The following is a 13,979-nucleotide window of genomic DNA, read 5'->3' as shown; positions in this document are numbered from 1 at the left end:
AATCCCTTATTTTTTGCTTAGTGGGTACGGTGAAAATAGTATGGATAGCCGAGCCATTGTTGACAGTGAAACTTATTAATTAAATGTCAAAATGCGAGTGGTTTCATCATGATGTAAACCAATTATCGTACGGCGACATCGCCCTTTGAAGGCAAGTCGATAAATATGAAAAAGCCTCAAAAAAGCTTGAGGCTTTTAGAGTTCAATCTATTTTTCATCAGGTTAAGTGAACAACCAATGCCTCAAATTTCTCAAGCATCATCGCACCGGCAATGGCTTAGCGCACATGAGCGTGGCCAGTAAAAAAGTGATGAACTGGGCCGCGACCTTGGCCAACATTCAGTTCATCGGCATGGCCAATAGCTTGCGAGATATACTGTTTAGCCAAATACACGGATTTGTGCAGGTTATTACCTTGAGCAAGATAGGAAACGATCGCAGAAGAGAGCGTGCAACCCGTCCCATGGGTATTTGGGGTTGGAAAACGCTTCGCACTAAGTAATTCTGACGAAGATTGCATGATCAAAAGATCGTTGCTGTTTTCATCTTGTTCTAAATGCCCACCTTTTAGCAACACCGCCTTTGCACCCAACGCTCGTAAATCAGCCACCATGTCATTCATTTCAGCTTCAGATTGAGGAACCGGCTTGTCAGTAAGTACTGCTCCCTCAAATAAATTGGGGGTAATAATGTCAGCCAAAGGGATCAACATTTCTTTTAATGTACTGATTGCCGATTGCTCAAGTAATAAATCACCACTGGTCGCCACCATCACGGTGTCAATCACAAGGCTCTTGGGTTGGTATTGCTGCATTTTTTGGGCAACGAGCTTGATGATACTGGCATCGGCTAGCATGCCAATTTTAACGGCCACGATCTTCAAGTCGCTAAAGACGGAATCTAACTGGCTTTCGATGTGATCAAGTGGAATAGGGAAAATGGCGGAAACGCCTTGAGTATTTTGTGAGGTAATGGCGGTAATAACGGAACATGCGAAACTGCCGGTTGCCGATATCGCTTTGATGTCGGCTTGAATACCTGCCCCTCCACCGCTATCAGACCCTGCGATAGTGAGTACAACAGGTATGTTTAATAGCGTCGTTTCTTGTGTGTGTTTCTGTATTGGTTGTGCCATGGTCGCTCCTATGACAAGACATACAGGAACTGACTTTGACCGTGGTTTGGAAAGTTCGGTAATCGAATTTACAAAAGTTAGCCGTTGTTATTCGGCTCGTGACAAAGTGCTCATAGTTCCCTACGTCAGTATTAACTGAATCAGGTTCGACGGGTCTCGAATTTCGATCTCAGCCGATGCAGAATCTGCATCGGCTCCCCGACTATTTCGCAGCAATCATAACAGGGCACTCACCGAAGGAGTACGCTTTTTTAGAGGAATTATTCCCACTCAATCGTGGCTGGTGGCTTACCTGAAATATCGTAAACCACACGAGAAATACCATTCACTTCATTGATGATACGGTTAGAAACCTTACCCAAGAACTCATAAGGCAGGTGCGCCCAATGTGCGGTCATAAAGTCAATGGTTTCCACAGCGCGTAGCGATACAACCCAATCGTATTTACGTCCATCACCCATAACGCCTACCGAACGAACAGGTAAGAAAACCGTGAAAGCTTGTGACACTTTGTTATACAGATCAGCGGCATGCAGCTCTTCAATGAAAATAGCATCGGCGCGGCGCAGCAAATCACAGTACTCTTTCTTCACTTCGCCCAACACGCGTACGCCAAGGCCAGGACCAGGGAACGGATGGCGGTAAAGCATGTTGTAAGGTAGACCAAGCTCTAGGCCAATCTTGCGTACTTCATCTTTGAAAAGCTCACGCAGTGGTTCAACCAATCCCATTTCCATATCATCAGGCAAACCGCCAACGTTATGGTGAGATTTAATCACGTGCGCTTTACCTGTTTTAGAGGCAGCCGATTCAATCACATCTGGGTAAATCGTGCCTTGCGCAAGCCATTTCGCATTTTTCAATTTCTTTGATTCTTCATCGAAGATATCAACAAACACATGGCCGATGATTTTGCGTTTCGCTTCCGGATCAGACTCACCTTGCAGTGCGTTGAGGAAACGATCTTCTGCATTAACATGAATGATGTTTAAACCAAACTTGTTGCCAAACATATCCATTACTTGCTGAGCTTCATTCAGACGCAATAGGCCGTTATCAACGAATACGCAGGTTAATTTATCGCCAATCGCTCGGTGAGCCAGCATCGCCACAACTGACGAATCTACACCACCCGATAGGCCAAGGATCACCTCATCGTCGCCGACTTGCTCTTTAATACGAGCAACCGCATCTTCGATGATAGACTCAGCCGTCCATAGACGCTCACAACCACAAACGTTGAGAACGAAATTCTCAAGCATTTTTAGACCGTTTTTGGTGTGCGTGACTTCTGGGTGAAATTGCACGCCATAATATTTTTTCTCTTCATTCGCCATTGCCGCATAAGGACAAGTTTCCGTTTGCGCTGTTTTGACAAAATCAGCCGGAATTTGCACCACTTTATCACCGTGGCTCATCCAAACATCTTGCGTTAGCTCAAGGTCGCTAAACAGGGTCGATTCACCCATTAACTGTACGGCTGCATAACCGAATTCACGTTCCTCAGAACTGGCCACTTTTCCGCCCAACTGTTCAGCCATGGTTTGCATGCCATAGCAAACACCAAACACAGGGACGCCAGAGTCAAACACATATTGTGGCGCACGCGGAGAGTTGGCTTCAGTCACGCTTTCAGGGCCACCAGAAAGAATAATGCCATCTGGGTTGAATTCACGGATGTCCGCTTCTTCAACATCCCAGCTCCACAGCTCACAATAAACACCGATTTCGCGAACACGGCGGGCAACCAGTTGTGTGTACTGAGAGCCGAAATCTAAGATCAGAATACGTTGGTCATGGATATCTTTAGTCATTTAAGGTCAATCTCAATCATTAATGTAGTGGATGGGGAGCATCGCGCTCCCCATAAGCTTCAAGCTATTCGTGGTTGGTCATTAACCCAAGCGGTAGTTTGGCGCTTCTTTGGTAATTTGAACATCATGCACGTGTGACTCTTTCATACCTGCACCAGAGATACGAACAAACTCGGCTTTAGTGCGCAGATCTTCGATAGTGGCCGAGCCAGTTAAGCCCATGCTTGAGCGTAAACCACCCATTTGTTGATGAACGATCTCTTTTAGACGGCCTCGATAAGCGATACGACCTTCGATCCCTTCAGGTACAAGCTTGTCAGCTGCATTGTCAGATTGGAAATAACGATCAGAAGAGCCTTGAGACATTGCACCCAGCGAACCCATACCGCGGTAAGCTTTATATGAACGGCCTTGGAACAAAATAACTTCACCCGGAGCTTCTTCAGTACCCGCAAACATGGAGCCGACCATCACACAAGATGCACCAGCAGCAATCGCTTTACAAATATCGCCAGAAAAGCGAATACCGCCATCAGCAATCACAGGAATACCGTATTGATCAGCCACTTCAACTGCATCAGAAATCGCCGTAATTTGAGGAACACCAACACCCGTTACAATACGCGTTGTACAGATTGAACCCGGGCCAATACCGACTTTGACCGCGCTTACGCCCGCGTCAATTAGAGCTTTCGCACCGGCACCCGTTGCAACATTGCCGCCGATAATATCGAGATCAGGATAAGCGGCGCGCGTTTCACGAATACGGTTAAGTACACCTTCTGAATGGCCATGAGAAGAGTCAATCAGTAGAACATCCACTCCCGCTTCCACTAATGCTTTTACGCGCTCTTCATTGCCAGCACCGGCACCAACAGCCGCACCAACACGTAAACGCCCTTGTTCATCTTTACAAGCATTCGGTTTGCGTTCTGCTTTATGGAAATCTTTCGCGGTGATCATACCAGTCAGTTTGAATTCATCATTCACTACCAAGACTTTTTCAACACGCGCTTTGTGCATGCGCTCTTGTACATCCTGACGAGATGCGCCCTCTTTAACTGTGGCTAAGCGATCTTTTGGTGTCATGACTGCTTCAACTTTTTTTGTTAAATCAGTAACAAAGCGAATATCGCGGCCGGTGATGATGCCGACAAGCTCATTGTGATCGCTCACCACAGGGAAACCGGCAAAACCATGTTTCTCTGTCAAAGCAATCACATCTTGAATGGTTGCGTCAGGGCGAACTGTTACTGGCGCTGTGACTACACCCGCTTCAAAAATTTTGACAAGACGGACTTGTTCAGCCTGCTCTTCAATGGGCATATTTTTGTGGATAAAACCAATACCACCCTCTTGGGCAAGAGCGATCGCAAGGCGAGCCTCTGTAACTGTATCCATAGAAGCTGAGATCATCGGAATGTTCAGTGCGATATTTTTGGTCAGCTGAGTATGGAGATCGGCTGTGTTTGGGAGAACAGTGGAGTGTGCTGGTACGAGAAGAACATCATCGAATGTCAGCGCTTCTTTGGCAATTCTTAGCATTTGCAATATCTCACAATTAAGAGGAGTGAATAAAAGGTAAATCCAAGTTGTCTCAATTTGCCCCAATACACAATGAACAGGATAAATCGATTTGGATTTGATATTGCGGTCGGATTATACGCCCGAGGTAATCGCTTGACCACTCATTTTTTCATTTTTAATTTGCATTCCAACCCTTGATATGTATTATATTGCCGCTAATTTCCATACCCTCGTCTAGGGGATTAGCCTTGCCTTCTTTGACCAACGAAAACATCTACACTGTCTCTCGTCTCAATGCTGAAGTACGCCTGTTACTTGAAAATGAAATGGGCATTGTGTGGCTCGTTGGTGAAATATCGAACTTCTCCGCTCCTGTTTCTGGCCATTGGTATCTCTCACTCAAAGATTCTCGCGCGCAAGTAAAATGTGCGATGTTCAAAGGCAATAATCGCTTTGTGACCTTCAAACCTAAAAATGGCCAGCAGGTACTTGTTAAAGCGCGTCTTTCTCTTTATGAACCCAGAGGTGACTACCAAGTCATTATCGAGAGCATGCAACCCGAAGGAGATGGTCGTCTCCAGCAAGAGTTTGAAAAGCTGAAGATGCAGTTGGCCGCGGAAGGGCTGTTTGCACAATCCAATAAGCGCCCCTTGCCGGAAAATCCTCAATGCGTCGGAGTTATTACTTCAAAAACTGGCGCAGCCCTGTTTGATATTCTTGATGTGCTCAAGCGGCGCGATCCAAGCTTGCCCGTCATCATTTATCCTACACTGGTTCAAGGCGAACAAGCGGCCATTCAAATTGCTCAAGCAATTGGTAGAGCAAATGCGAGGCAAGAGTGTGACGTATTGATTGTGGGTCGCGGTGGCGGTTCTTTAGAGGACTTATGGTGTTTTAACCACGAGATCGTAGCGCGCACAATTGCCGCTAGTCAGATCCCAATTATCAGTGCCGTCGGGCATGAAATCGATGTGACGATTGCTGATTTTGTGGCTGACGTACGTGCCCCAACCCCCTCCGCTGCTGCAGAATTAGTCAGCCGAGACAACAGTAATAAGCGACAAGCTTTCGCCTCATACCAACACAAGCTACAAAGTGCGATGCGCTATTACACTAGTCAACAAGCGCATCATTTACGCGCTTTGGTTCACGCGCTAGAGAAACAGCACCCCACTTATCGCTTGCAGCGTCAAAGCCAGCAACTTGATGACACAGAAATGCGCCTACAGCGGGCGATACAGCGCTATATTTCGACTCAGCGCGAGCACATTGGCCAGCAATACCATCAACTGCAGTTGCATTCTCCCGTACAAATCTTAGCGAAGCAGCAGCATCGACTAGCCAAAAGCGAGCAACGATTGCTGGACGTAATGGAGAAAAAACTCCTGCGCACAGCACACCGTTTAACGCTAGCTGCAGAGAAGCTTGACGCAGTAAGCCCATTAGCGACACTAAAACGAGGCTATTCGATCACGCGAGATAGCTCAGGCAAAGTGATTCACCGCGCTTGCGATCTAAAAACTGGCGATCAATTGATCACGCGAGTGGCGAATGGCGAAGTTTTCTCTACCGTTAATTAATCACTTAATCTTGTGCTTGAAACTCAAATCGAATCTTAGATTTTGATTTGAGCTCATTGCATGAATTACAGAAAAAGTTTGCTGCGCCACACGCCTGCAATTTTTCCAGCTCCGAATCACACTCAGGGCAAAAACCAATTTTGTTAAAGTGATGTTTGCACTGAGCACAATGGTAACGCCCATCCCACGCCAGTGGATTTTGGCAACAAGGGCAAAGATTTTCCTGCATATTGATCCCATCTCTCTTTGTGTCTTTCACATAACATCTTTCACATTGTGTGATTTTGGTAGATGTTTTATATCGTTCGTTTTAATAGATAGTTCGTTTTAATAGATAGCTCGTTTGCGTAGATAGTTCGTGCATGTGATAGCCGACACTTCATCAAACGGCACGTATGGTCTCGGATTATCGAGAGTTCAGCTTTGATCTCTATCACAATACCTTCAGGCTCACCAACCACCTCATACACATTAGGCTATGATCGATAAAAGATCTCAGCCTGATCATTTGCTTTATCTGCTCCGTTCAGCGATCTACTCTCAAAAGAACATTTATATAACCACACACCGAAAGCATAAGTTACATATTCTGCATATGGATTTATAGCGATATAAAAATCCAAATTATAGCTAATAAATCAAAAAAACCAGAATATATTAAAATGATCTTTTGGCGAAATGTTCTACTCATTTTGTTTGATACTTATACAAAGCAGCAACGTTGCCATGCTCTGTTTTTCACTCAATCATTTTGGTACTGCACTTCATTTCCAGACCGCCACGTTAGTGAGGCTCTATCGCCAATGATAAATTTTAGGCAAAAAAATACCCAAGTCTAAACTTGGGTATTTCAGTTATGAGGAAGGCTACTTGCTGCGTCCTTTCATCATCGTCATTAAGCGTTTACGTTTACGCTCTTGAGATAAGGTCAGCTTATTCACTTTTCCTTCAAATGGGTTATCACTGCTTTGGAACTGGATACGAATAGGCGTACCCATGATTTCTAAAGACTTACGGTAATAGTTCATCAAATAACGTTTGTAAGAATCTGGCAGCTCATTCACCAAGTTACCGTGTACAACGATAATCGGCGGGTTATAACCACCTGCGTGAGCGTATTTAAGTTTTACGCGGCGGCTACGAACCATAGGCGGTTGGTGATCATCGGTTGCCATTTTAAGAATGCGAGTCAATACCGATGTACCAACACGTGTTGTCGCCGATTTATACGCTTCTTGAACCGATTCAAATAGATGACCAACACCCGTACCATGCAATGCAGAGATAAAGTGGATACGAGCAAAATCGACAAAGCCTAAACGGCGATCGAGCTCTTTCTTGACACGTTCTTTGACGTCGTTATCGAGCCCATCCCACTTATTGACTGCAAGCACTATTGAACGTCCGGCGTTTAGTGCAAAACCTAGCAGGCTAAGATCTTGATCTGAGATATTCTCACGAGCGTCAATGACTAACAGAACAACGTTTGCATCTTCAACGGCTTTTAAGGTTTTGACGACCGAGAATTTTTCAACCGTTTCGTTAATGCGAGTACGACGACGCACGCCAGCAGTATCAATCAATACATACTCGCGCTCATCACGCATCATCGGGATGTAGATGGAGTCTCGCGTCGTTCCGGGCATGTCGTAAACCACAACACGCTCTTCACCGAGAATGCGGTTGGTGAGTGTCGATTTACCGACATTCGGACGGCCAATGATCGCCAGTTTTATCGGCTGATCTTGCAGACGTTTGTATTCAGCTTCGGCTTCTTCTTCGGTGTAATCTAACTTTTCTTCTTCGGCATCTTCAAAGTCGGTTAGATCTTCGATTTCGCCTTCAGCCTGCTCGATCATTTCTTCAGCAAGTGGATTCAAAGCTCGGTCGATAAGGATCCCAACACCACGACCATGAGCGGCAGCAATTTGGTACATTTGATCGACGCCCAATTGCCAAAACTCAGCACTTGCAGCATCAGCGTCAATGCCATCCACTTTATTCACGACTAAAATAGCGCGCTTTTCAATCTTACGCAGATGTTGGGCGATCACTTCATCAGCCGCCGTTAAACCAGCGCGACCATCAACCATAAATAGCACAACATCAGCTTCATCAATCGCGGCCAATGACTGTTGAGCCATTTTCGTTTCTACACCCTCTTCACTACCATCAATACCGCCAGTATCGATAACAATGAAGTCGTGCTCACCCAATTTAGCTTGGCCATATTTACGGTCACGCGTTAAACCGGGGAAATCCGCCACCAACGCATCGCGAGTGCGAGTTAATCGGTTAAACAACGTAGATTTACCGACATTGGGACGCCCAACAAGAGCAACAACAGGAACCATACTAACCTCTACAATATTTTCTCTTATGTAGTTATAGGTAAACACTTGCTAGCAAGCATTAAATTTTTACCTATAACCACATCTATTTATTCAATAAAACGGCCCCTAACTGTTACCAGCCAGGAGCCGAATGTGAATTATATCACGATTTATTTTTTAATCGTCAGTTTCTTTACATTGCCATTACGGGTCATGCTGACATAACCATCATCGACAGCGAGAGGACTCACCGCAAAACCGCTCTTATCAACCAACTGTTGGGCAACGAATTCGCCACTGCTGCGATCAATCCAATGTAGATACCCTTCACTGTCACCTAGCACAAGGTAGCCATTGATAATCGCTGGCGCAGTTAGCAAACGGTGTTCAAGCTGTTTGTTGCTCCAAAGTTCGGTACCGCTTCTTGTATCCACAGCCACCACATGATCTTTGTCGGTCACCACAAATAATCGGCCACCATCGCTAGCCATGTCTGTTGCTGAAGAGTAATTCCGCTTCCAAGCTGGTTTGCCCGAACGCAGATCAATGGCGATCAACTGGCCATTAAAACCAACCGCATACAGCATGCCGCCAATCACGATAGGTGAGGCATCAACATCGACTAGGCGGTCAATTTCAGTGGCACCTTTAGGCATGCCAATCGGTTGTTGCCAAATCAACTGACCACGCTCAACGATAGCGGCAGCAAGACGGCCACCTGAGGTTCCCCAAAAAACACCGCCCGATACCGCAACAGGTTTGCTGTCACCTCTCAACGTTAAATTAGGAACTTCAGTACTGATGGTCCATTTTTGCTCACCCGTCGCTTGGTCTAAACTCACCAAAGTGCCACGACTGGTATTAACAATGATCATGTTCGCATCTGCAGCCGGAGCTGCTAGCACTTCACCGTCGACTTTAACTTGCCATACAAGCTCACCCGTAGCTTCATTAAGCGCAGTGACTAAACCGTTTTCACTACCAATGTAAATTTGGCTATAGGCCGCCGCTATACCGCCGGATAAACGCATGGTGCCATCTTGTTCAAGATCGGTTTTCCACAGCTCTTTACCCGTTTTAGGGTTCAAGGCTTTCACCAAACCATCACGGCTAGCAATAAATACTTTGTCGTAAGCGTATTCTGGAGATAACTTTGAGAAGTAATGCCCTACGCCATCACCAATCGATGTGCTCCACTGAGTTGTGGGCGTAAATTCACTGGTTACCATTGGCACAGGAGCCATGATAATGGTGTCTTCTTCACTAGCACACCCTGCAAGTGCTCCCAGCACAACGGCAGAAACGAGCACTTTGTTGAACAACTTTTTCATCAACTTGTGCCCTTATTTGGCAAGATCGTCCAGTTTCATCTGTAGCGTTTGGCTTGCATCGTCAGCTTGTTGTGCTTCCGTGTATGCCGCATAAGCCGCGTCCGTGTCGCCTTTACGCAGTGAGATATCACCACGCAGTTCCGCAATGCGTCCCGCCCACCCTTTCTCTGTGATGGTCGTAAGATCAGCTAAGGCGGCATCAAACTGGCCTTGTTCCGCTTTAATACGGGCCACGCGATAGGTCGCTAACGGTAGAATAGCATCATCTTTGGTGTTTGCTTTTGCCCATTCAAGCTGCGCTAAAGCTTCATCAATTTGACCCGCTTCTACTTGAACTTTTGCAAGTTGTAGTGCGGCTAAGACGGCATATTCTGTACCTTTATTACTATCAATAAAGCTCTCAACAACCATCTCTGCTTCTGCGCCTTTTGCAGCTAACTGAGTTACCGCTTTGCTATAACTTTCAGAAGCGGCTTCTTGCGCAGCAATAACGCTATCTTGGTAGTAACGCCAACCAAACAAGCCACCAAGGCCAATTACAGCACCAAAGATCACTGCTTTACCGTTCTCTTTCCACCAATCTTTTATCGCTTCAACTTGTTGTTCTTCAGTATCGTAGAGTTCCACTTCCTGTCCTCTTTAATAGATGTCTCAAATGCGCTTGCTTACACAAGATGCGTCAGTTTGCTCGCGACTTCAGTTTGAGAAATCGTAATTTGTTCACCACCGATAAGATCTTTGAGAACTACTGTGCTTTCTGCGACTTCATCTTCGCCTAATACCAAAGCCACCGCAGCGCCCACTTTATCAGCACGTTTAAATTGTTTTTTGAAGTTACCACCACCAAAATGGTTCATAACACGCAGCCCCGGAACCTGTTCACGCAACTGCTCAGCAAGTTTCATTGCTGCCATCATAGTGCCTTCACCCGCACTGACCATGTACACATCGACACTGCGACGCACGTCGGTCAGTTCCAGTGTTTCCATCATCAGCACTAAGCGCTCTAACCCCATGGCAAAACCCACTGCCGGTGTCGCTTTGCCACCCAGTTGTTCTACCAAGCCATCATAACGTCCACCGCCACAAACCGTACCCTGAGCACCTAAGCTTTCGGTGATCCACTCAAATACGGTGCGGTTGTAGTAGTCTAGGCCGCGCACCAAGCGCTCGTTAACTTGGTATTCGATACCCGCAGCGGTAAGAAGTTCACATAAGCCTGCAAAATGTTGCTTGGATTCTTCATCTAGATACTCAGACAATTTGGGTGCGTCACCTAAAATCGCTTGAATATCTGGATTTTTAGTATCGAGTACACGCAGTGGGTTGGTGTACATGCGACGTTTGGCATCTTCATCCAACACCTCTTGATGCTGCTCTAAATAGTCAATCAAAGCGGTGCGGTAATTGGCACGCGCTTCAAGAGAACCAATTGAGTTCAGTTCCAAACGAACATGTTTGTCGATGCCCAATTCACGCCACAAACGCGCGGTCATCATAATCAGCTCGGCATCAACATCAGGGCCATCCAGGCCAAACACTTCAACCCCACATTGGTGGAATTGACGGTAGCGCCCTTTTTGCGGACGTTCATGACGGAACATCGGCCCCATGTACCATAAACGTTGCTCTTGGTTGTAGAGCAAACCATTTTCGATACCAGAACGGACACAACCTGCGGTACCCTCAGGGCGAAGCGATAAACTGTCACCATTGCGATCTTCAAAAGAATACATCTCTTTTTCAACCACATCGGTCACTTCACCGATCGCACGGCTAAATAGATGTGTCATCTCAACGATAGGCATACGTACTTCATTGTAGCCATATGCACTAATCACGTTTTTCACTGTGCCTTCCACTTTTTGCCAAAGTGGAGACTGAGTTGGGAGGCAGTCGTTCATGCCTCGAATTGCTTGAATTGTTTTTGCCACAATACTTACCGTAAGGTCGTTGAGATTAATTTTGTTCGATTTGAGTCACGTTGATTCGGTTCTTCTCATCGAGAATAGAGGCCTTCGCGCGAATTTTCGCTTCGAGTTGGCTGACCAGATCATCGTTATCAAAACGCTCTTTCTGGCGGACGCCGTCTTCGTAGAATGCACTTTTCTTGTTGCTGCCAGCCAAACCAAGATGAGAAGCTTCAGCTTCACCTGGGCCATTAACCACGCAACCGATGATCGAGACATCCATAGGTGTCAAAATATCTTCCAAACGTTGCTCTAACGCATTGACTGTGGCGATCACATCAAACTCTTGACGTGAACAGCTTGGACAAGCGATGAAGTTAATGCCTCGTGAGCGAATACGCAGCGATTTAAGAATATCAAAGCCGACTTTGATCTCTTCGATCGGATCCGCAGCCAGTGAAATACGCAGCGTATCGCCGATGCCTTCGGCAAGCAGCATACCTAAGCCCACTGCCGATTTAACTGCACCGGCTCTTGCGCCTCCTGCTTCCGTAATACCAAGATGCAGAGGTTGGGCAATCTGTTTAGCCAGTAAACGGTAGGAATCAACGGCGAGAAAAACATCCGATGCTTTAACGCTGACTTTGAATTGATCAAAGTTGAGTCTTTCAAGAATATCGACATGACGCATCGCTGACTCGACTAAAGCGGCCGGTGTTGGCTCACCATATTTCATTTGGATCTCTTTTTCGAGCGACCCACCATTCACGCCAATCCGAATGGGTATGTTCTTGTCACGTGCGCAATCGACCACGGCGCGAATACGTTCTTCGTTGCCAATGTTACCAGGGTTGATACGCAAGCAATCAACGCCATATTCGGCGACTTTCAACGCAATGCGGTAATCAAAATGGATGTCAGCCACCAGCGGGATGGATACTTGCTGCTTGATCAACTTGAACGCTTCCGCCGCGTCCATTGTCGGTACAGAAACTCGTACGATATCAGCCCCGACTTTTTCTAACGCTTTAATTTGAGCGACCGTTGCCGCAACATCGGTAGTGCGCGTGTTGGTCATAGATTGAACAGCAATAGGAGCACCATCACCGATGGGCACATTACCGACATAAATACGCGTCGATGAACGACGCTTAATTGGAGATTCGTGTTGCATAGTATTTTCTAAGGTAAGGTGAATCGAGCGACTTTACCGGAAGTATACCCAGAAAGGTCTACAGGTTCACTTGCAAATGTCATTGAAACGCTTTCAGGCGCGCCAAGAATGATTTGAAACGGAGCTTCACCTTGCAAGGTTACGGTTTGCCCTGATTTTTTAATCCCAGTGGAAAGGGTTTTACCTGCTGCATCTTTCACCTGAATCCAACAATCTGCGCTGAATGTGAGTGTTAGAGGAGCGTATGGATTCGTTGCATCCTGCGGTGGCGTCTTATCCAATACAGGATCGTCGCTCGCACTCAGGTCGGCTTCGGCTGTATCATCTTCAGGTGAAGGGATAAGTTCTGCAGCCTGAGTGTTGATTTCTACAGGGGCATCCACCGCTTCTGCTTCTACTTCTACTTGAGATTCGTCAACCGTAGGTACTAATTCAGGAACGGTCGTGAAATCCTCATCTCGCAAACGTTCAACCGATGTCGACGTGATTGATGGTGAACTCTCAAGCACAACATTCTCTTGTTCTTGGTTTTGCCACCACCATAATGAGGAAATACCAATAATGATGGCAAAAATACCCCATGTCAGCGTCATAATACGGCTATCGTGTTTCTCTCGCTTGGTTTTCTTCGAAAAACTTTGCATCGGTTGTTCAGCGACAACCGTAGGATAGCAATCATCAAAGGAAGCTAAAATAACTGACTCTTTGATCCCGACGGCCTTCGCATAGGAACGTAAATAACCGCGAGTAAACGTCGCCACTTGGTCCGAGGCGAAGTTATTCTCTTCTAAACTCTGAATGATAGAGAGACGTAACCGCAACCTATCGGCAACTTGCTTTTGCGTTAATCCCAACGCTTCACGCTTTGCCTTTAATAAAGTACCGGGTTGCACCGTGTCTGTTTTTACATCTGCAATAATCTGTTCTTGTTCAGTAGTCATCCGTTTTGTACATCTCATTATGTTATGGCTCGAATGGCACCGTCATCACTTTTATTGTTATTAGTTCGTAGTAATAAAATGGTGCATTCCAACACGGTGAAAAATTTGCATTCATTGATGCAGGCGACAGTTCAAATTTAACATTACGTCAGTTAGCAATTCTAATGGATATTTGACGTTAAACAACATGGCTTTAGGAAAGAAATTACAGCTAGGTCAATATTTTTCATAAAA

Annotated in this window: 11 protein-coding genes and 1 riboswitch; of the genes, 1 reads left to right on the top strand and 10 read right to left on the bottom strand. The window is 46.0% G+C overall.

Annotated elements, in window-relative coordinates; all coding sequences use genetic code 11:
• Positions 1 to 277 precede the first annotated feature (277 nt).
• From thiD to guaB, 3 genes are all read right to left on the bottom strand, one after another.
• Positions 278 to 1,135 carry a bifunctional hydroxymethylpyrimidine kinase/phosphomethylpyrimidine kinase gene (gene thiD / locus AACQ79_RS16765; RefSeq protein ID WP_170899419.1) on the bottom strand — a complete coding sequence of 286 codons (858 nt, stop codon included), beginning with the start codon at positions 1,133 to 1,135 and terminating at the stop codon, positions 278 to 280.
• Between the two features lie 100 nt (positions 1,136 to 1,235).
• A riboswitch (TPP riboswitch) is annotated at positions 1,236 to 1,346 on the bottom strand.
• A gap of 49 nt (positions 1,347 to 1,395) precedes the next feature.
• A complete protein-coding gene (gene guaA, locus AACQ79_RS16760) occupies positions 1,396 to 2,949 on the bottom strand; it encodes a glutamine-hydrolyzing GMP synthase (RefSeq protein ID WP_170899418.1) in 1,554 nt (517 codons plus the stop codon).
• 81 nt (positions 2,950 to 3,030) lie between these two features.
• Positions 3,031 to 4,494, bottom strand: coding sequence for an IMP dehydrogenase (gene guaB, locus AACQ79_RS16755; RefSeq protein ID WP_010320392.1), 1,464 nt, complete (start codon positions 4,492 to 4,494; stop codon positions 3,031 to 3,033).
• Between the two features lie 230 nt (positions 4,495 to 4,724).
• Here guaB and xseA point away from each other — a divergent pair, with 230 nt between their 5' ends.
• Positions 4,725 to 6,056 (top strand): exodeoxyribonuclease VII large subunit, encoded by a 1,332-nt coding sequence (gene xseA / locus AACQ79_RS16750; protein ID WP_170899417.1) that lies wholly within the window; start codon positions 4,725 to 4,727, stop codon positions 6,054 to 6,056.
• Between the two features lie 4 nt (positions 6,057 to 6,060).
• Here the strand turns inward: xseA and AACQ79_RS16745 are convergent, their stop codons facing one another.
• From AACQ79_RS16745 to rodZ, 7 genes are all read right to left on the bottom strand, one after another.
• Positions 6,061 to 6,285 carry a zinc ribbon domain-containing protein gene (locus AACQ79_RS16745; protein ID WP_199871416.1) on the bottom strand — a complete coding sequence of 75 codons (225 nt, stop codon included), beginning with the start codon at positions 6,283 to 6,285 and terminating at the stop codon, positions 6,061 to 6,063.
• A gap of 637 nt (positions 6,286 to 6,922) precedes the next feature.
• Positions 6,923 to 8,410: a ribosome biogenesis GTPase Der gene (der, locus tag AACQ79_RS16740; RefSeq protein WP_029388206.1), complete on the bottom strand. Its 1,488-nt coding sequence runs from the start codon at positions 8,408 to 8,410 to the stop codon at positions 6,923 to 6,925.
• Between the two features lie 149 nt (positions 8,411 to 8,559).
• Complete coding sequence (gene bamB / locus AACQ79_RS16735) at positions 8,560 to 9,720, bottom strand: outer membrane protein assembly factor BamB (RefSeq protein WP_026027694.1); 1,161 nt, start codon at positions 9,718 to 9,720, stop codon at positions 8,560 to 8,562.
• A 12-nt stretch (positions 9,721 to 9,732) separates the two neighbouring features.
• Complete coding sequence (locus tag AACQ79_RS16730; RefSeq protein ID WP_013857490.1) at positions 9,733 to 10,347, bottom strand: YfgM family protein; 615 nt, start codon at positions 10,345 to 10,347, stop codon at positions 9,733 to 9,735.
• A gap of 38 nt (positions 10,348 to 10,385) precedes the next feature.
• Positions 10,386 to 11,654, bottom strand: a complete 1,269-nt coding sequence (gene hisS, locus AACQ79_RS16725) for a histidine--tRNA ligase (protein ID WP_017044251.1) — start codon at positions 11,652 to 11,654, stop codon at positions 10,386 to 10,388.
• A 25-nt stretch (positions 11,655 to 11,679) separates the two neighbouring features.
• Positions 11,680 to 12,804 (bottom strand): flavodoxin-dependent (E)-4-hydroxy-3-methylbut-2-enyl-diphosphate synthase, encoded by a 1,125-nt coding sequence (gene ispG / locus AACQ79_RS16720; RefSeq protein ID WP_010320399.1) that lies wholly within the window; start codon positions 12,802 to 12,804, stop codon positions 11,680 to 11,682.
• 8 nt (positions 12,805 to 12,812) lie between these two features.
• Positions 12,813 to 13,763 (bottom strand): cytoskeleton protein RodZ, encoded by a 951-nt coding sequence (rodZ, locus tag AACQ79_RS16715; RefSeq protein ID WP_081989732.1) that lies wholly within the window; start codon positions 13,761 to 13,763, stop codon positions 12,813 to 12,815.
• Positions 13,764 to 13,979 lie beyond the last annotated feature (216 nt).

It is taken from the genome of Vibrio sp. 3-2(1), from assembly GCF_963887575.1.
Classification (GTDB): domain Bacteria; phylum Pseudomonadota; class Gammaproteobacteria; order Enterobacterales; family Vibrionaceae; genus Vibrio; species Vibrio anguillarum.
This window is presented reverse-complemented; position numbering and strand designations above follow the sequence as displayed.

Bases quoted from the DNA above. Each gene is read 5' to 3' on its own strand.
- der (WP_029388206.1), bottom strand. From the start codon at position 8,410: ATGGTTCCTGTTGTTGCTCTTGTTGGGCGTCCCAATGTCGGTAAATCT.
- bamB (WP_026027694.1), bottom strand. From the start codon at position 9,720: ATGAAAAAGTTGTTCAACAAAGTGCTCGTTTCTGCCGTTGTGCTGGGA.
- guaA (WP_170899418.1), bottom strand. From the start codon at position 2,949: ATGACTAAAGATATCCATGACCAACGTATTCTGATCTTAGATTTCGGC.
- guaB (WP_010320392.1), bottom strand. From the start codon at position 4,494: ATGCTAAGAATTGCCAAAGAAGCGCTGACATTCGATGATGTTCTTCTC.
- ispG (WP_010320399.1), bottom strand. From the start codon at position 12,804: ATGCAACACGAATCTCCAATTAAGCGTCGTTCATCGACGCGTATTTAT.
- AACQ79_RS16745 (WP_199871416.1), bottom strand. From the start codon at position 6,285: ATGCAGGAAAATCTTTGCCCTTGTTGCCAAAATCCACTGGCGTGGGAT.
- rodZ (WP_081989732.1), bottom strand. From the start codon at position 13,763: ATGAGATGTACAAAACGGATGACTACTGAACAAGAACAGATTATTGCA.
- thiD (WP_170899419.1), bottom strand. From the start codon at position 1,135: ATGGCACAACCAATACAGAAACACACACAAGAAACGACGCTATTAAAC.